This is a genomic window from Pseudomonas sp. P5_B2 (assembly GCF_056400445.1).
The window spans coordinates 1-23426 of record NZ_JBFULH010000033.1; the positions used below are offsets into that span (position 1 = coordinate 1).

Genomic DNA, 23426 nt, shown 5'->3' on the forward strand with positions numbered 1-23426 from the left:
CCCAGAGTGTGTAAAAACGCACATTAGGGCCTTGTCGGCGCGAAGAGCCTACGGCCGCTCGCTGAGTGAGTCCGCTTAAGGCACCATAGTTGATCAATATCGCATCGGTGCCCTTCAGCAAGGTTCTACAGCTATCTAGATCGTCCAGAACGAACCTTTTCAGGCCGACAGCGCCTTCATCAAACCATTAGCACCCATGATTTTCATGACCCGTTTCAAATTGTAGGCGAGCACGTTCAAGCTCATCTCTGCACTTACCCCTGCCAGCTTTCGCGTCAGGAAATGCGTTGCACCCATCCATTGTTTAAGCGTCCCGAAGGGATGCTCCACCGTGCGTTTACGGATTCGCATCATCTCCGGCGCATTGCGCAGCCTGTCCTGCATTTCTTCCAGTACGGCCTCATGTTCCCAACGTCGAACCCGTCGCTCCGTGCTCGGTGTGCACTGCGACTTCAGCGCGCAGCCCTGGCATTTCGAACTCCAGTAACGGTGCAGCTTCATGCCTTTTTCAACGTAGGAATAGTGCCAGATCAGCGCTTCGCCAGCCGGGCATTTGTATTCGTTTTTTGCCGAGTCATAGATAAAGGCATCGATATTGAAACGCCCGTCTGCCTTGGCTCCAGAGGTCATTGGCTTGGGCACATAGGCGGTGATGTTGGCATCATGACAAGCCAGGATTTGTTCGCTTTTGAAGTAACCTCGGTCAGCCACTACCGACAGCGTTTCCGATGCCATCGCCTCGCGGGCCTGCTTGGCCATTGAGCTGAGTTGATCTCGGTCGGAACCGACGTTAGTCACCTCATGTGCAACGATCAAATGATGCTGAGTATCGACTGCCGTCTGCACGTTGTAACCGACGATTCCGGTGCCGCGCGTCATCATGGAACGGGCGTCTGGATCGGTCAGCGAGACCTGTTTATCCGGCGATTCGTTGAGTTGTATTTCAATCGCTTGAAGCTCCTTCATTTGCGTCTTCAGCTTGGCGATTTTCTCTTCCAGTCGCACGGCGTTGGTCTCGGCGGAATTGGGTTCTTGCCGATCGGCAGTATCGAGCGCGGCCAAGTAACGGTTGATGCTCGCCTCAATGTCCTCCATTCGCCGTTTCAGTTTCGCGCTGGTGAAGTTTCGGTCGCGATTGTTGACCGCCTTGAACTTGCTGCCGTCGATGGCGACCAGATTTTCTCCGAACAGCCCCAACTGCTGACAGAGCACAACGAACTGACGGCAGACACCTCGGATCGCTTTGCTATTGTCTTTTCGGAAGTTGGCGATGGTCTTGAAATCGGGTGTCAAACGCCCGGTCAGCCACATCAACTCGACATTGCGTTGGGCTTCTCGCTCCAAGCGTCGGCTCGACTGAATGCGGTTGAGATAGCCGTAGATGTAGATCTTCAACAGGACTGCGGGGTGGTAAGCGGGACGGCCTGTGTCAGCCGGAATAGCCCCGTCGAAACCCAAGGAAACCAGGTTGAGTTCATCGACAAAGACGTCGACTACGCGCACCGGATTGGTATCGCTGACGTAGTCGTCGAGGCTTTCGGGAAGTAAGGTGCCTTGGCCTCGATGTTCACCTTGGATAAAGCGCTTCATGGGCGATCCCTGCGATGAATTCCTCAGAAATCATAGCAAGGGTTCGCGAATGCGTTTTTACACACTCTGGGCCACCAGAACAGGTCTTTTTTGGGTTGATGGCTGAGGGTTTTCACCTGATGCGGGGTCAGCTTGTCGAGGGTGCTGTAGACCTGATCCAGTGCCGTGCGGTCCTCGGCGCGGAAGAACTTGCCGCCGGTGGTTTCGGCGATCTGTCGCAAGCCTTGCAGGTTGACCTTGGCTTCGCCGTCGGCGGTCGGGTCACCGATGCCGATGGTGTGAATCACCACGCCTTTGGCGGCAGCCATTTGTGCTGCGTGGTCAGGGGTGATGGCGCTGCTGGTGTCGTTGCCGTCGGTCAACAGGATCAGCACTTTCTCTTGTTCGTGGGCCTGGTCGAGCAGCTTCAGGCTCAGGCCAATCGCATCGCCGATGGCGGTATTGGGGCCAGCCATGCCGATGCCGGTGTCGTCGAGCAGCAGCGACAGGCTGGCATGATCCAGGGTCAACGGCGCTTGTGGGTAGGCACCGCTGCCGAACACGATCAGGCCCAGACGATCGTCCTTACGTTTGTCGATAAAGCCATGCACCACCTCTTTGACGGCGGCCAGGCGATTGATCTTCTGGCCATTGGCATCGGTGAAATCGGTGGTTTCCATGGATTGGGAAATGTCGATGGCGAGCATCAGGTCGCGCACCGGTTGCTGGCGTTCGATGGGCTTTTCGACGAACACCGGGCGCGCAACGGCCAGCAGCACCAGCGCCCAGACCAACAGGTTCAAGGCGAGCTGCCAGCGGTTATTGCGCGTGCCGGCCTGGCTCGGTGCCTGACMGACCGCGCGGCTCATGGCACCKAAAAACGGCACGCGCACGGCGCTGCGGGCTTCGCGGTAATCGGGCAGGAAGCGGTAGCCGAACCACGGCAAGGGCAACAGGAGCAACAACCACGGGTAATCAAGCTGCCACATGATGATGCTCCACCCATAGTTTGCAGGTGTTGAATAGTTGCAGGCGCTGTTCGATTGGTAACGCGAGTAGCGTGGCATCGGGGGCGTAGGCCAATTGAGCCAGTTGCTGACTAAAATCTGCCGGTAGCGTCTCTGTACTGTGCCGCACCAAAAACGCCTGCCAGTCCTCACCCCCAAGCGCACCCACATCCCCCTGTAGGAGTGAGCCTGCTCGCGATAGCGGTGTGYCAGTCGACGTCATTTTTGAATGTCCGATCGATATCGCGAGCAGGCTCACTCCTACAGGTTTTGCGTTCCAAGGGGAGGGCATGGAGAGGGCGACTCGTTTGAGCAGTTCGGGAAGTTCGCGTAATGCTGTCAGCGGATCATTGCTGTTTTGCAGTTCAGCCAGCCGCACCAGCGCTTCTCGCCGGTACCGATCCCGCCGCCATTGCCAATACCGCCGTGCGCTGATCAGCAAAACAGCGATCACCAGCAAGCCAAGCAACACCCACCACCCCCACGTCTGCGGCGTGTAACTGACTGGCGCGGGCAGGGCGATTTCCTTGAGTTGATCGATGCTCGGAATGTTCGGGTTCATCGCCGACTCCTGCCCAGTTCGGTCCGCAGTTGTTCCTGCGCATCCGTCGCGGTGCTGAACATCATCAATGGCACCTGGCTGCGGCGCAGCAGGGTGGCGACATCCTTGAGCCGGCCGCTGAGGAAGTCACCCAACGGTTGATGCACGCTGCGCTGCTCGACGGCCAGTTCCACCTGCAACTGGCCTTGAGTGATCAACAGACGGCCGTTCTTCGGCAGGTTCAGCGCTAACGGGTCATACACCTGCATGGCAATCACATCGTTGTGCGCTGCCAGCTGCCGCATCAATTGCAACGTGCGCTCACCGGCGCCGGCAAAGTCGCTGACGATGCAAATCAAGTGATCGTGCCCGGCTAGCGCCAGGCAATGCTGCAACACCTTGTCGAGCTGGTCTTCGCCTTCGGCGTCAGGGTTGGCCGCGTTGAGTTGCTGGTTTTGCTCGGCAATCCGGCTGCACAAGGCTTCGATGCGTTTGCGTTTGCGGCTGCGCAGCGGGGCGATGCTGTCGATGCGCTGATCGTTGAACACCAGGCCGCCGACACGATCACCGGCGTTGAACACCATCCACGCCGCCAGCGCGCCCAGTTCGGCAGCGATGGCCGATTTGAAACTGCGTTGCGAGCCGAAGAACATCGACATGCGCTGATCCACCAGAATCAACGCCGGGCGATCACGCTCTTCAGTGAAGGTGCGCACCACCGGTTTGCCAGTGCGTAGCGAGGCGCGCCAGTCGAGGTGACGCAGGTCATCCCCCGGCTGGTAGCGGCGCAACTCGTCGAAATTCAGCCCACGGCCACGCAATCGCGAAGCATGGTTGCCGGCGAGGATGCTGCCTTGTGGCTGCCGCGCCAGGAAACTCAAGTCGCGGGCCTTGAACTCCAACGCCATCAAGTGCGCAAGAGAGATATAGACCAGGCCGTCGGTGCTCTTCATGTTCAACCTCAGGCCGGGATCGCAACCTTGTCGAGCAGGCGATCAAGCACCTGGTCCGCGGTCACACCGTCCGCCACGGCGTCGTAGCTCAGTTGCAAGCGGTGACGCAACACCGGATGGACCACGGCGCGAACGTTGTCTGGCGAAACAAAATCCTGCCCCTGCAACCAGGCATCGGCGCGGGCGCAACGGTCCAGACCGATGCCGCCGCGAGGGCTGGCGCCGATGGCGATCCAGCGGCCCAGATCGGCGTCGTAATCGGCCGGGTGACGCGTGGCATTGATCAGGTCGATCAGGTAACGGTCAATGGCCGGGGACACGTGAATCGCGCTGACTTCGCGGCGTGCGGCGAAAATCACGTCCTGCGACAACGCGAAGCCCAGGATCGGCGCGGTCTTGGCGCCCAAGGCCTGTTCTTCGTCTCGCAGCAGGCGCAGCACCTGACTTTCGTTTTCCGCACTCGGGTAATCGAGCAGCAACTTCATCAAAAAGCGGTCCATCTGCGCTTCCGGCAGGGGATAGGTGCCTTCCTGTTCAATCGGGTTCTGCGTTGCGACCACAATGAACAGCTCCGGCAACACATGGCTGTTGCCGGCCACGGTGATTTGCCGTTCTTCCATGGCTTCCAGCAATGCGGCCTGGACCTTGGCCGGGGCGCGGTTGATTTCGTCCGCCAGGATCAGGTTGCCGAACAGCGGGCCCGGCTGGAACTGGATCTGGTTCTTGCCGTCGATCTGGTGCAAAACCTCGGCGCCGGTGATGTCCGACGGCAGCAGGTCCGGGGTGAACTGGATGCGGCTCATCTTCGCGTCCAGGTGCTTGGCCAGTGCCTTCACCGTTCGGGTCTTGGCCAGGCCCGGCAAGCTTTCCAGCAGCAGATGCCCGTTGGCCAGCAGCCCTAGCAGAATCTGCCGGATCACTTGATCCTGCCCCAGCACACTTTCGGCGATGCTGGCTTGCAGGGCGTTGAGGTCATTGAGTGCAGTCATGGCTGATCCTTGATTCAAAACATGAACGTCGGAATGACGGGGATGAACGACAAACGAAAATTCCAGCGGCTGCTGATCAGGTCGTCCGGGTGAATGGCCGAGTATTGAATCTCCCCGGAAATCCGCACGGGAATCTTGCCGAAGTTGAAGATTCGTCCGGCGCCGAGGCCAATCGGGAAGGTCACCTTGTTGCCTCCTTCGGCCTTCCAGTTGACCGTGACGTTAGGCGTCATGCCGATCCGCCATTGCTCGGGGCCGGGGATGCTGCGCTGGATGAAGTACTGAATGTTGGTCAGGCTCACGTCCTTGCGGTTGTCGTCGCCAGCGACTGACCACCAGTGTTGCGGGAACAGCGCGAGGGTCCAGTCTTCGCCCAGGTACGCCGCGACAAACGCGGGCCCGAGGGAATATTTGCCGGTGCCGAGCACGTCTTCTTCGGCGGTCGGGAACATGACGGTCGGGCCGACGCCCCAGACCATCTTGCCACCGCCCGCCAGGCGCACCGGAGCCTTGGGCGAGAACACGCCAACATAGGTCAGGTCACCGAAACCGCTGGTGCGGTCAAACGGGTCGTGGACCACGGATTCAAAATCCCCGCGGTCGCTCAAGATGTCGCTGGGGCCCATGCCGATCAAGTTTCCGGCCTTGTGGTTGACCGGGGCGCCGATGTAGCTGATCGGTATGCGGTTGATCAGGTTCCAGTCCTCGCCGATGGAAACCGGAAAGGTCGGCATGAAGCTGTACTTGGCCAACATCCGTGTGCCATTGCTGTTTGGGCCTTTGAGCGCGGTGTAGTCGACCTGGTTGAACAGCAGCACCAGATTGCCAACCGGGTTGTCCATCAGCTTGGCGATCTGCTCGGTGGACGGATCACAACCGGCCGCCACGACCTTTTTCAGGTCAATGTCGAAGTCCTGTTGCAGGCGATGGCAGGTTTCTGCATCACCCTTGGCAATAGCGGGTTGCGCGGGTGTGCTGCCGATAGTAGGCAAGTCGCCGCTGGCGAAAGTGAAGCCGCTGAACAGCACGCTGCATAAAGTGAGTTTGGAACCGGACACCATCCCTGGGCACTCCTCAGAAAAACGCTACTGTCAGGTTGACGCTGACACCATTACCTTCAGGACGGTTTTTGGTGTCGAATTCCGGCACCCAACGCGCGTTGATGCTCGCTTGGGCATCGTTGAACTTGCCGGCCCAGCCGATCGTAGGACCGGCCCCTACCGAGCGGCCGCGAAAGCCACTGGTCGCACCACTGCCCGAGTCATCGGTGACCTGTTGAATGTAGCCCGCCACCATGCCGGCATTCCAGCCGTTGCCGAAGCCGTGGGTCCACAGTGCATCGAGGGTGAAAATGTTGCCGTCCTGATAATCCGTGGCTTCATTCTCGGTGTAGATCTCCAGCCCGCTGGACAGGGTGAACTCGCCACCCTTGCCGTCCAGATGGGTGAAGGCCACGGTAGGTATGAAGGTGTAGGCATTCTGGCCAGCGTTGGCCAGGCGATTCTCGTTGTAGGCACCGGTTGGCACATAAATCGGCAGCGAGAACGAGAAATGGTTGACCTCGTCGACGTGGTAACCCGCTGCAATCGGCGTCACCAGCATGTCGGCAAACTGGGTCGCGGTATCATTGCTTCCCAGAGTCCTGCCACGGGGGCCGGTGACACTGGCGGTGATGTCGGTGTACTGAACCGGCACGCCGATGGCCGAGGCGTAGTTCCAGCTGCCCTTGCCCGTGTCCCAGACATGGGTGAAGTTGGCCATGGTGTACGAAACTTTAACGTCCAGCCCGGTACTGACGGCGCCGGCGATCGGCACTTGGGCTTTGCCCTTGAGGTCGCCGTCGTACCAGATGCTGGTCAGGGACATGACCCAGCCGGCTTCCGGGGGCACGATCCCGGCGTTGGAAAATACCTGCTGCCCGGTGATCGGCCGCCCGACACCGCCCTCGGCTGCGAGGGTCAACGGGCTTGCGCCGACCACACACAGCGCCAGTAAAGGACGTACTACAAAAGGCCTGGCCATGACTGACTCCGCTTACGGTTGTGTTGAATTGACCGGCGTCAGCAGCGGCATTTTCCACTCGCCGCTGGTGACTTCCGGTTTTGGCAGGTACAAGCGCAAAACCCCGTAGAACGGACCTTTCGGCGCTGGAAGCCAGTTGTTTTGCAGCTCTTTGGCCGGGGCCTTGTTCTGCACATACAGGGTCAGGCCGCCGTCAGAGTCGAGTTTGAGATCGGGCAGCATCCGCGAGTTGATCAGGTAACGATTCAACTGGTTGGCCACCAGTAATTTGCTCTTGCCGTCGTACATCGTCAGCGACCAGAACGCGTCGGCCGGGGGCAGGGCGCCCTTGTCGAAATGCAGGGTGTAATCGTGCTTTGCGGCGTCGACTGGTTGGCCGTCCTTGTCAACGAAATAGCCGATGTAATTCGCTTCTTCGGCGGAGTTGCCAAAGATCCCCATGTCGGCGCCGGCGAAACGGTAGAGGTAATTGCCTTTCAGGTGATCGCGGGTGCCGAAGAAGTCGCCGCTGATGACCTGATGAGTGTCTACCTTGTCCTTCTTGAACTGCGCGAATTCAGCTTTGGCGTCGCTGATCCCGTCCTCCAGCGCCTTGCGTTGCTCAGGTGTGAGTTCCTGCAACTGGAACGGCTTGCCGGCCTCTATGCCGATCCTGGCGAAGCGAGCGAGCAGGTCTTTTTCCGAGTCCTGTGCCGGGGCGAACGCCAGCATGAAATTCAGGTAGCGGAACAGGTCCGGGGTGTCGCTCATGGTCGGCGTCGGTTTTGGCCAGGCAATCTTCGGCGCCGCCGGCGGGGCTTTCTGCTTGTCGTAATGGCTCAGGGTTTCCACCTTGTAGCCTTTCTGGATCTGCTTGACCTTGGCCAGGTCCTTTTCATCTAACAATTGCGTGCGATACAGCGCGTAGGCAATGTTGCTTTCGCTGCGCACCAGCCGGTCTATTTCCAGCGGTTGCTGACCTTGCCAGTTTGGCCCGGCGATCATGAAGTGGCCACCGTTGTTGCCTGTGCTGCGGGTGCCCAGGTACGCAAAGTTCTGCGTGTACGCATCAATCAACTGCACCGAGTAATAACGGTGTTCTTCGATGGGCGGCAGGGTCAACACCAACGGTTCGGCGCGCAAATCCATCCAGACAAACGAGTAGGGCGTGTCGGCGTTCGGCGTGACGAACGCGGTGTCCTTGGCGGTGAACGCTTTGGCGGTGTTGCCGATCTGGTTCAGCGGCGCCTTGAAGTTCGGGCTCTTTTTATCGATGGCCTGGGTGTAGAGCGTCTTGTACATCTCCACCACCGGGAAGCCGTACAGGTAGGCCTCCTTGGCGATGCCGCGGGCTTCTTCGGGTGTGGCAGTGAAGTCAGCCCAGGCGCTGGTGCTCAGGGACAGCGCCCCACAACTGACAAACAGTGACACCAGGCTGAAACCGGCCGCGCGAATTGCACCGTGCATACAAAATCCTTATGTACCGAAAGTAACGTTGATCCCGGCGAAAACTGTGAACTGCGGCACGCCATCGCCTTTGCGTTCAACTGTCCACTGGGGCTCGATGAATGCGTTAAGAATATTGGTCCCGGATTTCCACACCTTACCGCCACCGAAACCGATCGGGATGTAATGGGTGTCGTTTTTCAGATCGAATGTCCAGATGCCCGTCGAGCGCAGATACCAGCCCTTGTCCAGGTTGTGCATGAGGAAGGGTTGCAGCGTTGCGGTTTCGACATGCGCGCGGTCGTGGTCACCCGCGAAAGAGCTTTGATATTGCACCAACGCACCGAGCAGGCCGCGGGGGGAGGCGTCGATGGCAACGGCCGCCAGGCCTGCCTGCCACTTACCGGTGCCCAATTCATCCTGTTCGGCAGTGGGCGCGGTTATTTGCGGGCCAATGCCCAGCTGCACGCCTTCGGTCTTGAGGATAAAGATGTCGAACAGGTTCAAATCGCCAATGCCGGTGCTGTAGCCGTTGTGGGGATCGGGGCGGGTGCTGATCGGCAGGGTCGCGCGCAGCAGTTGTGGCGCACCTATAAAGTCATTCGGTGCCATCGGCAAGGTACCGCGCAGCAGAGCGTCGTTGGCGTGGACGTTGGTGTCGTAAAGCTTGGGGCTGTAGTAGTCCTGAAGGTTGGCGCCAGGGGCCAGACTCAACGGATTGTTGCTTTTGTTGGCCACGTCGGCGTTATCGGCGAACGCACAAACGACAGGCGCAATCCATGCCGCCATCAGCAACAAAGCGTTTTTTTCCATTTTTACAGACATGATTCCCCGGTTCCCTGGTGGCACATTAGACAACTCGGCACTTCCGGCCGTTATACGTAGTCTCTTTCCGATTGCGTTGTATGAAAGAGTGAAGCTAACAGCTAACCATGACTTAACAAATGAGGGAATAAATTATTTCGGTTTGTGTGCAAATATCTCGATATTTATATGTACGAAAAAGTTAATTCGAATCATAGGGTTAGTTGATGAGCCTGATATTTAGTTGAAACAAGAAACCACGTGAATTCTGTGGGATCGAGCAGGCTCGTTCCCACATTAAGACAGTGTTCAGCGTTTTTTTGCCTGCGCGCGAATCCGCTCTTCCTGCTCGCGCAATTGCGGCGTGAACTCGGCACCAAAATCCTCTGCCTCGAATATCTGGCGAATTTCGATTTCAGCCTCGGTGCCCGGCATCGGGTTGGGGCATCGCTTGACCCAGTCGATTGCTTCCTGTTTCGACTTCACTTGCCATATCCAGTAACCRGCAATCAGCTCCTTGGTTTCGGCAAACGGGCCGTCGATGACCGTGCGTTTGTCCCCGGAAAAGCGCACGCGCGTGCCTTTGCTGGTGGGGTGCAGGCCTTCGCCGTCAATCATGATGCCGGCCTTGACCAGTTCTTCGTTGTAATTGCCCATGGCCGTCAGCAGTTCTTTGCCGGGCATCACGCCGGCTTCGGAATCCTGGCTGGCTTTGACAATGATCATGAATCGCATGGTGTTATCTCCGCTGGAGGTGGGGGGGTTCACTACCTGGTCGAATGGCGACGGGCCAAATCGACAACACTTCACGATTTGTATCTGGCCATAGGTCGCCGGGCCATTTCGTGGTTAACTTCGAGCTCTTCGAGATTCTTACCACAACGTTCAGAAGGACTCCGTTCATGGCTCAAGTCACTCTTAAAGGCAACCCGGTTCAAGTCAACGGCCAGTTGCCACAAGCCGGTTCCAAGGCACCAGCCTTTTCCCTGGTTGCTGGCAATCTGTCCGACGTGACCCTGGCGAACTTCGCCGGCAAGCGTAAGGTGCTGAACATCTTCCCAAGCATTGACACCCCGACCTGCGCGACTTCGGTTCGCAAGTTCAACGCCCAGGCCAACGATGTCGCCAACACCGTTGTGCTTTGCATCTCCGCTGACCTGCCGTTCGCCCAGGCACGCTTCTGCGGCGCCGAAGGCCTGGAAAACGTGCAGAACCTGTCGACCCTGCGCGGTGCCGAGTTCATCGAGAACTACGGCGTTGCCATCGCTGACGGCCCGCTCAAAGGCCTGACCGCCCGTGCGGTCGTGGTACTGGACGAAAACGATAACGTGCTGCACAGCGAACTGGTCAGCGAAATTGGCCAGGAGCCGAACTACGACGCAGCGCTCGCGGTTCTCAAGTAAGCGAGGTCCTTACAATTGCTAACGGCCTGGCCCTGTCCAGGCCGTTTTCATTTGTGCTTCAGTGTCTTAGAGAAAACTCCTGATACGTAAGCCGAAGGTAAATTGCCGGTAAAGCCGCTTTGCTTAATGCTCGCCAGTGCTTATCGTTCAGCCTCATGTAAAACAAGCCCACGCGCCCAATGGTTGATCATTCAATGCAATCCTCCGCTTCTCGTAGTCCTCGTCGCTGGCTGCTCGGCCTGCTTGTCCTGTTGGTCATCGCCGGCGTGTGCTGGAAATTCTGGCCCACCGGTGCTGCTCACACCGAAGGTGCAGGGCAAAAAGCCGTGGCCGGGAAAGCCGGCAAGGCGGGGGGGATGCGTCCGGGGTTTGGTGGCGCGACCGGCCCGGTGCCCGTGCGTGTGGCGCCTGCGGTCAAGGGTGACTTCCCGCTGTACTACAAGGCACTCGGCACTGTCACCGCGCTGAACACCATTAATGTGCGCAGTCGGGTGGGCGGTGAGCTGATCAAGATTTCGTTTGAAGAAGGGCAGATGGTCAAGGCTGGCGATCTGCTGGCTGAAATCGACCCGCGACCTTACCAGAACGCCTTGCTCCAGGCTGAGGGCACGTTGCTGCAGAATCAGGCGCAACTGAAAAACGCTCAGGTCGATGTCGAGCGTTATCGCGGGCTGTTCAAGGAAGACAGCATCGCCAAGCAAACCCTGGACACCGCCGAAGCCTTGGTCGGCCAGTACCTGGGCACCGTCAAGACCAATCAGGCGGCGGTCAATGACGCCAAGCTCAATCTCGAATTCACCAAGATCCGCGCACCGATCACCGGGCGAGTCGGCCTGCGCCAACTCGACGTCGGCAACCTGGTCGCCGCCAACGACACCACGGCATTGGCGATCATCACCCAGACCCAGCCGATCAGCGTCGCCTTTACCTTGCCCGAAAACAGCCTCGACGTGGTATTGGCCCGCTATCGCACCGGCGCCAAATTGCCTGCCGAAGCCTGGGACCGTAGCGACACCAAACTACAGGCCACCGGCGTGTTGCAGAGCCTGGACAACCAGATCGACGTCACCACCGGCACCCTGAAATTCAAGGCACGCTACGAGAACCGCGATCAAACGCTGTTCCCCAATCAATTCGTCAACGTTCACTTGCTGGCTGACACCCTCAAGGACGTGGTACTCGCGCCGTCGGCAGCCATTCAGTTCGGCACCAACGGCACCTTCGTCTATGCACTGGACGGCGACAAGAAGGTCACGATCCGTCAGTTGAAAGTCGGCGCCAGCGACGGGCTCAACACCGTGGTCACTGAAGGCCTGGCCCCCGGGGACCGTGTGGTGCTGGAAGGCACCGACCGCTTGAAGGAGGGCAGCGAAGTCGAAGTGGTCAATGACCCAAAGGACGTGCCGTCAACCCCGACCGGGCACCTGCAAGGTAAATCGGCGGCGGATGCCACGGAGCCGGCGGCGGATGCCACGGAGCCGGCGGCCGCCGAAAAGGCGAAAAAGGGCGGCGCATGAACATCTCGCGGCTGTTCATCCTTCGCCCGGTCGCCACCACCCTGAGCATGCTGGCCATTGTATTGGCCGGTTTGATCGCCTATCGGTTGCTGCCGGTGTCGGCATTGCCTCAGGTGGATTACCCGACGATTCGCGTCATGACGCTCTATCCCGGCGCCAGTCCGGATGTCATGACCAGTGCGGTTACTGCGCCACTGGAGCGTCAATTCGGGCAAATGCCCGGCCTGACCCAGATGGCCTCGACCAGTTCCGGCGGCGCGTCGGTGCTGACACTGCGCTTCAGCCTCGACATCAACATGGACGTCGCCGAGCAGCAGGTGCAAGCCGCGATCAACGCTGCGACGAATTTGCTGCCCAAGGACCTGCCGGCACCGCCGGTGTACAACAAGGTCAACCCGGCGGACACCCCTGTGCTGACCTTGGCGATTACTTCGAAAACCATGCTGTTGCCCAAGCTCAATGACCTGGTCGACACGCGCATGGCGCAGAAAATCGCCCAGATCAGCGGCGTCGGCATGGTCAGCATTGCCGGTGGCCAGCGCCAGGCGGTGCGGATCAAGGTCAATCCCGAGGCGCTGGCGGCCAACGGCCTGAACCTGTCGGATGTGCGCACGCTGATCGGCGCCTCCAACGTCAACCAGCCCAAAGGCAACTTCGACGGCCCGACCCGGGTGTCGATGCTCGACGCAAACGATCAACTGACCTCGCCCAAGGACTACGCCAACCTGATCCTGGCCTACGCCAACGGGGCGCCGTTGCGGCTCAAGGATGTCGCGGAAATCGTCGACGGTGCCGAGAACGAACGTCTGGCCGCATGGGCCAACGAAAACCAGGCGGTGCTGCTGAACATTCAGCGTCAGCCGGGGGCCAACGTCATTGAAGTGGTCGACCGGATCAAGGCGTTGCTGCCGAGCATCACCGACAACTTGCCGGCCGGCCTCGACGTCACGGTACTCACCGACCGCACCCAGACCATTCGTGCCTCGGTCAAGGATGTGCAGCATGAATTGCTGATCGCCATCGCATTGGTGGTGATGGTTACGTTCCTGTTTTTGCGCCGCGCCAGCGCCACGATCATTCCATCGATTGCGGTGCCGTTGTCGTTGATCGGCACCTTCGGCGTGATGTACCTCGCCGGCTTCTCGGTGAATAACCTGACCCTTATGGCCCTGACCATCGCCACCGGTTTTGTGGTGGACGATGCGATCGTGATGCTGGAGAACATTTCCCGGTTTATCGAAGAGGGCGACAGCCCCCTGAATGCTGCGCTAAAGGGCGCCAAGCAGATCGGTTTCACTCTGATTTCCCTGACCCTGTCGCTGATAGCAGTATTGATTCCGCTGCTGTTCATGGCTGACGTAGTCGGGCGACTGTTCCGTGAGTTCGCGATTACGCTGGCGGTTGCGATTCTGATTTCGCTGGTAGTCTCCCTGACCCTGACGCCGATGATGTGCGCGCGTTTGCTCAAGCGTGAACCCAAGGAAGAAGAGCAGGGCCGTTTCTACCGCGCCAGCGGCGCAGCGATTGACTGGATGATCGCCGCCTACGGACGCAAATTGCAGTGGGTGCTCAAGCACCAGCCGCTGACGTTGCTGGTGGCGATCGGCACGTTGGTGTTGACGGTGGTTCTGTACATGGCGGTGCCCAAGGGCTTCTTTCCGGTGCAGGACACCGGGGTGATCCAGGGCATTTCCGAGGCACCGCAGTCAATTTCCTTCGCGGCGATGAGCGAGCGTCAGCAAGAGCTGGCCAAGGTGATCCTCGCCGACCCGGCGGTGGAAAGTCTGTCGTCCTACATTGGCGTGGACGGTGACAACTCGACGCTGAACAGCGGTCGTCTGTTGATCAACCTCAAGTCCCACAGCAACCGCGACCTGAGTGCCACCGAAGTCATTGCCCGCCTGCAACCGGAGCTGGACAAGCTGGTCGGCATCCGCCTGTTCATGCAACCCGTGCAGGACCTGACCATCGAAGACCGTGTCAGCCGCACGCAATACCAGTTCAGCATGTCGTCGCCCGACGCGGAACTGCTGAGCCTGTGGAGCAACCGTCTGGTCGAAGCGCTGACCCAGCGGCCCGAACTGACCGATGTTGCCAGCGATTTGCAGGACAAGGGTCTGCAGGTCTATCTGGTGATCGACCGCGATGCCGCTTCGCGGGTCGGGGTGTCGGTGGCAAACATCACCGATGCGCTTTACGACGCCTTTGGTCAACGGCAGATTTCCACCATTTACACCCAGGCCAGCCAGTACCGCGTGGTCCTGCAATCGCAGTCCGGTGAGAAGATCGGCCCGGACGCACTGAATCAGATACACGTGAAAACCACCGACGGCGGGCAGGTACGCCTGTCGAGCCTGGCACACATCGAGGAGCGTCAGGCGCAACTGGCAATCACCCACATCGGCCAGTTTCCGGCGGTGATGATGTCGTTCAACCTGGCACCGGGTGTGGCGCTGGGGCATGCGGTCGAGATCATCGACCAGGTGCAGAAAGACATCGGCATGCCGTTGGGAGTGCAGACACAGTTCCAGGGCGCGGCGGAAGCTTTCCAGGCCTCGCTGTCGAGCACGTTGCTGCTGATTCTGGCTGCAGTGGTGACCATGTACATCGTGCTCGGCGTGCTGTACGAGAGTTACATCCACCCGATCACCATCCTCTCGACCTTGCCCTCGGCGGCGGTCGGTGCGTTGCTGGCGTTGATCCTGAGCGGCAATGACCTGGGCATGATCGCGATCATCGGCATCATTTTGCTGATCGGTATCGTGAAAAAGAACGCGATCATGATGATCGACTTCGCCCTCGACGCTGAACGCAATCAGGGCATGGACCCGGAAACGGCGATCTATCAGGCGGCCCTGCTGCGCTTCCGGCCGATCCTGATGACCACCCTGGCTGCGTTGTTCGGTGCCGTGCCGCTGATGCTGGCCACCGGTTCCGGCGCGGAGTTGCGTCAACCGCTGGGGCTGGTGATGGTTGGTGGTTTGCTCCTGAGTCAGGTGCTGACCTTGTTCACCACACCCGTCATCTACCTGTACTTCGACCGCCTCGGTCGGCGCTGGGGCCACAAGTCTGAAGCCGTGGAAGCGGTAGAGCAGCCATGAATCTCTCCGGACCTTTCATCAAGCGCCCGGTCGCGACGATGTTGCTGAGCTTGGCGATTATGCTGCTGGGCGGTGTGAGCTTTGGCCTGTTACCAGTGTCGCCGCTGCCACAGATGGATTTCCCGGTGATCGTGGTGCAAGCCAGCCTGCCCGGTGCGAGCCCGGAAGTCATGGCCTCGACCGTGGCCACGCCGCTGGAGCGATCCTTCGGCACCATCGCCGGGGTCAATACCATGAGCAGTCGCTCTAGCCAGGGTTCGACCCGGGTGATCCTGCAATTTGACCTCGACCGCGACATCAACGGCGCCGCCCGGGAAGTGCAAGCCGCGATCAACGCCTCGCGCAACCTGTTGCCAAGCGGTATGCGCAGCATGCCGACCTACAAAAAGGTCAACCCGTCCCAGGCGCCGATCATGGTGCTGTCGCTGACCTCGGACGTGCTCGAAAAAGGTCAGCTCTACGATCTGGCCTCGACGATCCTGTCCCAGAGCCTGTCGCAAGTGCAGGGTGTGGGCGAAGTGCAGATCGGCGGCAGTTCGTTGCCGGCGGTGCGTATCGAGCTTGAGCCGCAAGCCCTCAATCAATACGGCGTGGCCCTGGACGATGTGCGCAACACCATCGCCAATGCCAACGTGCGCCGGCCCAAGGGCTCGGTCGAAGACGGCGAACGGTTGTGGCAGGTCCAGGCCAACGATCAACTGGAAAAGGCCAAGGATTATGAGTCGCTGATCATCCACTACAACGGCGGTGCCGCCCTGCGCCTCAAGGACGTGGCCAAAGTCAGCGACGGCGTCGAGGACCGCTACAACAGCGGTTTCTTCAACGACGACTCGGCGGTGTTGCTGGTAATCAACCGGGCAGCCGGCGCCAACATCATCGAGACGGTCAATGAAATCAAGGCACAGCTGCCAGCGTTGCAGGCGGTGCTGCCGGCCAGCGTCAAGCTGAACCTGGCGATGGACCGCTCACCAGTGATCAAGGCGACCTTGCACGAAGCGGAAATGACCCTGCTGATCGCCGTGACCCTGGTGATTCTGGTGGTGTTCCTGTTCCTCGGTAACTTCCGTGCCTCACTGATTCCGACGCTGGCGGTGCCGGTGTCGCTGGTGGGCACCTTTGCAGTGATGTACCTCTACGGGTTTTCGCTGAACAACCTGTCGCTGATGGCGCTGATCCTTGCCACCGGGCTGGTGGTCGACGACGCCATCGTGGTGCTGGAGAACATCACCCGTCACATCGACGAAGGTGTGCCGCCGATGAAAGCCGCGTACCTCGGTGCGCAGGAAGTCGGCTTTACCTTGCTGTCGATGAACGTCTCGCTGGTGGCGGTGTTCCTGTCGATCCTGTTCATGGGCGGGATCATCGAAAGCCTGTTTCGCGAGTTTTCCATCACCCTGGCCGCGTCCATCGTGGTCTCGCTGGTGGTCTCGCTGACCCTGACGCCGATGCTCTGCGCTCGTTGGCTGAAGCCGCACACGCCGGGACAGGAAAACCGTTTACAGCGCTGGAGTCGCCGCGCCAACGACTGGATGGTCGGCAAATACGCGACCAGCCTCGACTGGGTCTTGCGCCACCGTCGTCTGACCTTGCTCAGTCTGTTCGTGACGATTGGCGTGAACATTGCGCTGTATGTAGTTGTTCCTAAAACTTTTTTACCGCAGCAAGATACTGGTCAACTGATTGGTTTCGTGCGCGGCGATGACGGTCTGTCGTTCAAGGTGATGCAGCCGAAAATGGAAATCTTCCGCCGTGCCGCACTCAAGGACGATGCGGTGGAGAGCGTCGCGGGGTTTATTGGTGGCACTAACGGCACCAATAACGCCTTCATGCTGGTGCGCCTCAAGCCGATCAAGGAACGCAATATTTCTGCGCAGAAAGTCATCGAGCGTCTGCGCAAGGAAATGCCCAAGGTTCCCGGCGCACAGCTGATGCTGATGGCAGACCAGGACCTGCAATTTGGCGGCGGCCGCGAACAGACCTCGTCGCAGTATTCCTACATCCTGCAAAGCGGTGATCTGGGGGCGTTGCGTGAGTGGTACCCGAAGGTAGTCACCGCGCTCAAGGCGTTGCCGGAGTTGACTGCGGTTGACGCCCGGGAAGGTCGGGGTGCGCAGCAGGTGACGCTGATTGTCGATCGCGATCAGGCCAAGCGCTTGGGTGTGGACATGGACATGGTCACCTCGGTGTTGAATAACGCCTACAGCCAGCGGCAGATTTCGACGATTTACGACAGCCTCAACCAGTATCAAGTGGTGATGGAAGTCGACCCGAAATACGCCCAGGACCCGATTACGCTCAAGCAAGTGCAAGTGATCACCGCCGACGGCGCGCGGATTCCGTTGTCGACCATCGCCCATTACGAAGCCAGCCTGGAAAACGATCGGGTCAGCCACGAAGGCCAGTTTGCCTCCGAAAGCCTGTCGTTTGACATGGCCGAAGGCGTGACGGTGGAGCAGGGGACAGCGGCCATCGAACGGGCGATTGCCAAACTCGGTTTGCCCGAAGAGGTGATCGCGAAGATGGCCGGCACCGCCGATGCGTTCGCCGCGATGCAAAAGAGCCAGCCGTGGATGATTCTTGGCGCGCTGCTGGCGGTCTATCTGGTGTTGGGTGTGCTGTATGAAAGCTACATCCATCCGCTGACCATCTTGTCGACGTTGCCGTCGGCCGGGGTCGGCGCGTTGCTGTCGATCTATGTGCTGGGCGGCGAGTTCAGCCTGATTTCGTTGCTGGGCCTGTTTTTGCTGATCGGCGTGGTGAAGAAAAACGCCATTCTGATGATCGACCTCGCGCTGCAACTCGAACGCCATCAAGGCCTGGCGCCGCTGGAGTCGATTCGCAGTGCCTGTTTGCAACGCCTGCGCCCCATTCTGATGACCACCCTGGCGGCGATCCTCGGTGCCTTGCCCTTGCTGCTGAGCCGTGCAGAAGGTGCGGAAATGCGCCAGCCACTGGGCCTGACCATCATCGGCGGGCTGATCTTCAGCCAGGTGTTGACCCTTTACACCACCCCGGTGGTTTACCTCTATCTCGACAAACTGCGCCATCGCTTCAATAAATGGCGTGGTGTGCGTTCCGATGCTGCTTTGGAAACTCCGTTATGACTGACCGCTCGCTAATCCAACTGGCCACTCCGCTGGCCGCTGCCCGAGGCTCGCGCCTGCTGAGCCTGGCGCTGTGCGTGGCGATGCTCAGCGCTTGCGCTGTCGGCCCGGACTATCAGCGCCCGCAAGCGGCTGCGCCGGTGCAATACAAGGAAGCAGCAGGCTGGCGTCAGGCCAGCCCGAGTGATTCCCTGGCGCGCGGTGCCTGGTGGGAGTTGTATGGCGATCAGCAACTCAATGCCCTGATCGACCAACTCAACCAGTCCAACCAGACCGTTGCCCAGTCCGAGGCGCAATACCGTCAGGCCCAGGCATTGGTGCGCAGTGCGCGCGGGGCGTTTTTTCCGACGGTGGACTTGACCGTCGGCAAAAACCGTTCAAGCCAGGGCACCGGCAGCAGCAACTCAAGCCTGACCAGTTCCTCCAGCGGTATTCGTGACACCTATACCGCTGAGGCCGGTGTCAGCTGGGAAGCGGATGTGTGGGGCAAATTGCGCCGAGGGCTGGAAGCCGATACCGCCAATGCCCAGGCAAGCTTTGCCGACCTGGCCGCGATGCGCCTCAGTCAACAGTCCGAGCTGGTGCAGAACTACCTGCAATTGCGCGTCATCGACGGACAGAAACGCTTGCTGGAAGCGACGGTCGTGGCCTATCAGCGCTCGCTGACCATGACCGAAAACCAATACCGCGCCGGTGTTTCCGGGCGGGACGCGGTGGCACAAGCGCAGACTCAACTTAAAAGCACCCAGGCGGACATGGTTGACCTGATCTGGCAGCGTGCCCAGTTCGAGAACGCCATCGCCGTCTTGATCGGGCTGCCTCCAGCCGAGTTCAGCCTGGCGGAAACCAACACCATCCCGACCTTGCCCGAAGTGCCAGTGGGTCTGCCTTCGCAATTGCTGGAGCGTCGTCCAGACATCGCTTCCGCCGAGCGCTCGGTGATAGCGGCCAACGCCAACATCGGCGTGGCCAAGGCCGCCTATTACCCGGACTTCACCTTGAGCTTGAACGGCGGATATAGCAGCAGCAGCTCTACCAACTGGATCAGCGTGCCCAACCGCTTCTGGTCGGTCGGGCCACAAATGGCCATGACCTTGTTTGATGGCGGCCAGCGTTCGGCAGAAGTCGATCGCAGCGAAGCGGCTTACGACGAGACGGTGGCCAAGTACCGCCAGACCGTGCTCGACGGTTTCCGCGAAGTGGAAAACTACCTGGTGCAGCTCAAAGTGTTGAAAGATGAAGCTGGCGTGCGCCAGGAAGCATTGGACGCAGCACGTATCTCATTGCGTCTGACTCAAAACCAGTACAAGGCAGGTTTGATTGCGTATCTGGACGTGGTGGTGGTCCAGGCCACGGCGTTGAGTAACGAGCGCAGCGTGCTGGATCTTCAGCAGAGCCGGTTGATTGCCAGTGTGCAATTGATCGCCGCGCTGGGCGGCGGGTGGGACGGAGCCCTGTAGCAGCTGACGAGCAACGCGAGGCTGCGTTCGGCCCGGTCCGCGCTCGGGCGAAGCTGTCGTGAAATCAGGCAACGCGGTGTTTCAGGAATACCGCGTGCTGAGGATTTACGACAGCTTCGCTGCCGAACGCAGAGCGGCTACGGGGAAATGTGCGGGGTGCAGGGCATCAAACAAGCGTTTCATCGGCTTGATGGCGTTTTGGTTATTTTGTCAGTGCGTTCTTTTGCGCAATCAGTACAATCGCCCGCATTTGCCCGCTGAGTAAGGACGCAGTACGGCGGGCGCTCGTGAGAAGTCTCATGTTGATCGGTAGCTATTCACCCACCCTGGTTATCATTTCACTCTGTGTCGCGATTCTCGCCTCCTATACCGCGCTCGACCTGACCGGGCGCATTGCCACGGCCAAAGGTCGGGCGGTGCACTTGTGGACGGCGGGCGGTGGCTTTGCCATGGGCATTGGCGTGTGGTCGATGCATTTCATCGGCATGCTCGCGTTCAAACTGCCGCTTGACCTGGGTTACGACCTCACCATCACGTTGTTGTCGCTGTTGATCGAATTCTCTCCTGCGGTTTTGCGCTGTGGCTGGTCAGCCAGCCACGGTTGCCGGCCTGGCAATTGGCGTTTGGCGCGCTGGTGATGGGCGCCGGAATCAGTGCGATGCACTACACCGGCATGGCTGCCCTGCGCATGCAGCCGGGCATCGATTACGACCCGACGCTGTTCGGCACCTCGCTGCTGATCGCGGTAGGCGCATCGGGCGCGGCACTCTGGATTGCCTTCCGCCTGCGACAGCACTCGCCGCATGTCACCCTGTTCCGGTGTGGTGCAGCAGTGATCATGGGCATCGCCATCGTCGGCATGCATTACACCGGCATGGCGGCTGCGCGCTTCGCGGACGGCAGTTTCTGTGGGGCGGCGATCAGCGGCTTGAACGGTAAAGGCCTGGACAATCTCGTGCTGATTACCACGCTGGCGGTGCTGAGCATCGCCTTGCTGACGTCGGTGCTCGATGCGCGTCTGGAAGCACGCACCGCTGACCTCGCGCGCTCGCTGACCGAGGCTAACCGTGAACTGACTCAACTGGCCTTGCACGACCCCATGACCGGGCTGCCCAATCGCATTTTGCTGGCTGATCGCATCGAACAGGCAATGTCCAAGGTGCAGGAGCAGGGCGGCTGTTTTGCGCTGATGTTCATCGATCTGGACGGTTTCAAACCGGTCAATGACGCCTTTGGCCACCACATGGGCGATCAGTTGTTGCGTGAAGTCGCGGTGCGCCTGCGTGAAGATTTACGCAGTCAGGACACGTTGGCGCGCATCGGTGGCGATGAATTTGTCCTGTTGGTGCGGCTCGCCCAGCCGGATGACGCGCTGAGCCTGGCGGCGCGTCAGGTCGGGCTGATCGCCCGCTCGTTCCGGGTGGCTGAACATGACCTGCAGATTTCCGCCAGCGTCGGTATCTCGCTGTATCCGGGCAATGGCCAGACCGCCCAAGACTTGCTGATGAACGCCGATGCGGCGATGTACCACGCCAAGGGTTCCGGGAAAAACGGCTACAGCTTCTTCGACGCCTCGATGAACAGCAACGCGCGCAAGCAGCTGCAATTGCTGCAAGACCTGCGCAATGCGCTCGATCAGGACCAGTTCAGCCTCTATTACCAGCCCAAGTTCGATGCGAATAATGGTCGGCCGGTGGGCGCGGAAGCGCTGCTGCGTTGGGAGCACCCGACGCGGGGCATGATGTTGCCGGACACGTTTATCGACATCGCGGAAAAGACCGGGCTGATCATTCCTATCGGCGAGTGGGTGCTCAACGAAGCCTGCCGGCAGATGCGCGAATGGTATGTGCAGGGCTACACCGATTGGCGGATCGCGGTGAACCTTTCGGCGCTGCAGTTCTGCCATGCTGGCCTGGTTCAAAGCGTGGCCAAGGCCTTGAGCACCCATCAGCTCCCGGCCAATAGCCTGACCCTGGAAATCACCGAAACCACCGCCATGAGCGACGCCGATGCGAGCATGATGGTGCTGCAGGAACTCTCGGCCATGGGCGTCGACCTGTCCATTGATGACTTCGGGACGGGCTATTCGAGCTTGATGTACCTCAAGCGCCTGCCGGCCAATGAGCTGAAGATCGACCGGGGATTCGTCCGTGACCTGGAGCACGACAGTGATGACGCCGCCATTGTCTCGGCGATCGTCGCACTTGGTCAGGCGCTGGGCTTGCGAATCGTCGCCGAAGGTGTCGAAACCGGCGTGCAGCAGGACTTCCTGACCAAACTGGGGTGTGATTCATTGCAGGGTTATCTGCTGGGGCACCCACTGCCGGCCGCGCGCTTCATGGCGGACATACACCGCGCAGAACAATTGGCGACAGCCTGAAAACCCCGCCGGACTGTGTAGCAGCTGCCGAGCAACGCGAGGCTGCGTTCGGCTGCGAAGCAGTCGTAAACCCTGCACACGCGGTATTTTTAACGCTGCGCCTTCTGATGTCACGACTGCTTTGCAGCCGAACGCAGCCTCGCGCTGCTCGACAGCTGCTACCAGCGAACGCAGCCTCGCTCCGCTCGACAGCTGCTACCAGCGAACGCAGCCTCGCGCTGCTCGACAGCTGCTACCAGCGGACGGTGGTGTGGGGGTGTCGGCTGTATCAATTGATGTGTGTCCATGCAAAAGCCGGTAATGGCAGTTATTCTTGACCCAGACAGCTTACGCTTGGAATGGGGAGTGCTCGCATGGACAAAGTCATCGTCATCACCGGTGGCGGCCGCGGTATTGGTGCCGCCACCGCCCTGTTGGCTGCCGAACGGGGTTATCGGATCTGTATCAACTACCAGTCTGACGAGTCCGCCGCACAAAGCGTGCTGGAGCAAGTTCGCGCAATGGGCGCTCAAGCCATTGCGGTGCGCGCCGATGTCAGCATCGAAGATGAAGTGATCGCGCTGTTCCATCGCGTGGACACCGAGTTGGGGCGGGTCACTGCGCTGGTTAATAACGCCGGCACCGTCGGGCACAAGTCCCGGGTCGATGAAATGTCCGAATTCCGCATTCTGAAAATTCTCAAGACCAACGTCCTGGCGCCGATTCTGTGTGCCAAGCACGCGATCCTGCGCATGTCGCCCAAACACGGCGGGCAGGGTGGCAGCATCGTTAACGTGTCGTCGGTGGCCTCGCGTTTGGGCTCGCCCAACGAGTACGTGGATTACGCCGCGTCAAAAGGTGCGCTGGACAGCTTCACCATTGGCCTGTCCAAGGAAGTGGCGGGTGAGGGCATTCGAGTCAATGCCGTGCGGCCGGGGTTTATCTTCACCGACTTCCATGCGCTGAGCGGGGATCCGAATCGGGTCAGCAAGCTTGAGTCGGCGATCCCGATGGCACGMGGTGGACGGCCGGATGAAGTGGCGGAGGCGATTGTGTGGTTGCTCTCTGACAAGGCTTCTTATGCGACAGGGACTTTCGTTGATCTGGGTGGTGGCCGTTAATCCTCGGATTTGTACCGCCTCTACTGGCCTCTTCGCGAGCAAGCCCGCTCC

Annotated in this window: 16 protein-coding genes and 1 pseudogene; 7 read left to right on the plus strand and 10 right to left on the minus strand. The window is 59.8% G+C overall.

Annotated features, from left to right (window positions below):
• Positions 1 to 159 precede the first annotated feature (159 nt).
• The 10 genes from AC1DRJ_RS06065 to AC1DRJ_RS06110 all read right to left on the minus strand — a co-directional run bounded on the left by AC1DRJ_RS06065 (position 160) and on the right by AC1DRJ_RS06110 (position 10045).
• On the minus strand, positions 160 to 1590 hold the full coding sequence (locus tag AC1DRJ_RS06065; RefSeq protein WP_477801298.1) for an IS1182 family transposase: 1431 nt from the start codon (positions 1588 to 1590) through the stop codon (positions 160 to 162).
• A 23-nt stretch (positions 1591 to 1613) separates the two neighbouring features.
• Positions 1614 to 2558, minus strand: coding sequence for a vWA domain-containing protein (locus tag AC1DRJ_RS06070; protein WP_477801299.1), 945 nt, complete (start codon positions 2556 to 2558; stop codon positions 1614 to 1616).
• Complete coding sequence (locus tag AC1DRJ_RS06075) at positions 2545 to 3138, minus strand: DUF4381 domain-containing protein (protein ID WP_477801300.1); 594 nt, start codon at positions 3136 to 3138, stop codon at positions 2545 to 2547. Before AC1DRJ_RS06075 ends, AC1DRJ_RS06070 begins: the two co-directional genes overlap by 14 nt.
• The gene (locus tag AC1DRJ_RS06080) at positions 3135 to 4070 is read right to left on the minus strand and encodes a DUF58 domain-containing protein (RefSeq protein ID WP_477801301.1); all 936 of its coding nucleotides are present in this window, start codon (positions 4068 to 4070) and stop codon (positions 3135 to 3137) included. The genes AC1DRJ_RS06075 and AC1DRJ_RS06080 overlap by 4 nt, the downstream gene beginning before the upstream one ends.
• A gap of 8 nt (positions 4071 to 4078) precedes the next feature.
• Positions 4079 to 5059: an AAA family ATPase gene (locus AC1DRJ_RS06085; RefSeq protein ID WP_477801302.1), complete on the minus strand. Its 981-nt coding sequence runs from the start codon at positions 5057 to 5059 to the stop codon at positions 4079 to 4081.
• A 14-nt stretch (positions 5060 to 5073) separates the two neighbouring features.
• Positions 5074 to 6120, minus strand: a complete 1047-nt coding sequence (locus AC1DRJ_RS06090) for a hypothetical protein (RefSeq protein WP_477801303.1) — start codon at positions 6118 to 6120, stop codon at positions 5074 to 5076.
• Between the two features lie 13 nt (positions 6121 to 6133).
• Positions 6134 to 7081, minus strand: coding sequence for a SphA family protein (locus AC1DRJ_RS06095; protein ID WP_477801304.1), 948 nt, complete (start codon positions 7079 to 7081; stop codon positions 6134 to 6136).
• A 12-nt stretch (positions 7082 to 7093) separates the two neighbouring features.
• On the minus strand, positions 7094 to 8527 hold the full coding sequence (locus tag AC1DRJ_RS06100) for a DUF1254 domain-containing protein (RefSeq protein WP_477801305.1): 1434 nt from the start codon (positions 8525 to 8527) through the stop codon (positions 7094 to 7096).
• Positions 8528 to 8536: 9 nt separating this feature from the next.
• Positions 8537 to 9319, minus strand: a complete 783-nt coding sequence (locus AC1DRJ_RS06105; protein ID WP_477801313.1) for a hypothetical protein — start codon at positions 9317 to 9319, stop codon at positions 8537 to 8539.
• Positions 9320 to 9619: 300 nt separating this feature from the next.
• On the minus strand, positions 9620 to 10045 hold the full coding sequence (locus AC1DRJ_RS06110) for a YciI family protein (RefSeq protein WP_477801306.1): 426 nt from the start codon (positions 10043 to 10045) through the stop codon (positions 9620 to 9622).
• Between the two features lie 167 nt (positions 10046 to 10212).
• Here AC1DRJ_RS06110 and tpx point away from each other — a divergent pair, with 167 nt between their 5' ends.
• From tpx to AC1DRJ_RS06145, 7 genes and pseudogenes are all read left to right on the plus strand, one after another.
• On the plus strand, positions 10213 to 10713 hold the full coding sequence (gene tpx / locus AC1DRJ_RS06115; protein WP_477801307.1) for a thiol peroxidase: 501 nt from the start codon (positions 10213 to 10215) through the stop codon (positions 10711 to 10713).
• A gap of 179 nt (positions 10714 to 10892) precedes the next feature.
• Positions 10893 to 12230, plus strand: coding sequence for an MdtA/MuxA family multidrug efflux RND transporter periplasmic adaptor subunit (locus tag AC1DRJ_RS06120; RefSeq protein ID WP_477801308.1), 1338 nt, complete (start codon positions 10893 to 10895; stop codon positions 12228 to 12230).
• On the plus strand, positions 12227 to 15331 hold the full coding sequence (locus tag AC1DRJ_RS06125) for an MdtB/MuxB family multidrug efflux RND transporter permease subunit (RefSeq protein WP_477801309.1): 3105 nt from the start codon (positions 12227 to 12229) through the stop codon (positions 15329 to 15331). Before AC1DRJ_RS06120 ends, AC1DRJ_RS06125 begins: the two co-directional genes overlap by 4 nt.
• Positions 15328 to 18435 (plus strand): efflux RND transporter permease subunit, encoded by a 3108-nt coding sequence (locus AC1DRJ_RS06130; protein WP_477801310.1) that lies wholly within the window; start codon positions 15328 to 15330, stop codon positions 18433 to 18435. The genes AC1DRJ_RS06125 and AC1DRJ_RS06130 overlap by 4 nt, the downstream gene beginning before the upstream one ends.
• Positions 18432 to 19895 (plus strand): efflux transporter outer membrane subunit, encoded by a 1464-nt coding sequence (locus AC1DRJ_RS06135; protein ID WP_477801311.1) that lies wholly within the window; start codon positions 18432 to 18434, stop codon positions 19893 to 19895. The genes AC1DRJ_RS06130 and AC1DRJ_RS06135 overlap by 4 nt, the downstream gene beginning before the upstream one ends.
• 299 nt (positions 19896 to 20194) lie before the next feature.
• A pseudogene (locus tag AC1DRJ_RS06140) lies at positions 20195 to 22275 on the plus strand (putative bifunctional diguanylate cyclase/phosphodiesterase).
• A 353-nt stretch (positions 22276 to 22628) separates the two neighbouring features.
• On the plus strand, positions 22629 to 23375 hold the full coding sequence (locus AC1DRJ_RS06145; RefSeq protein ID WP_477801312.1) for an SDR family oxidoreductase: 747 nt from the start codon (positions 22629 to 22631) through the stop codon (positions 23373 to 23375).
• The last annotated feature ends 51 nt before the right edge of the window (positions 23376 to 23426 follow it).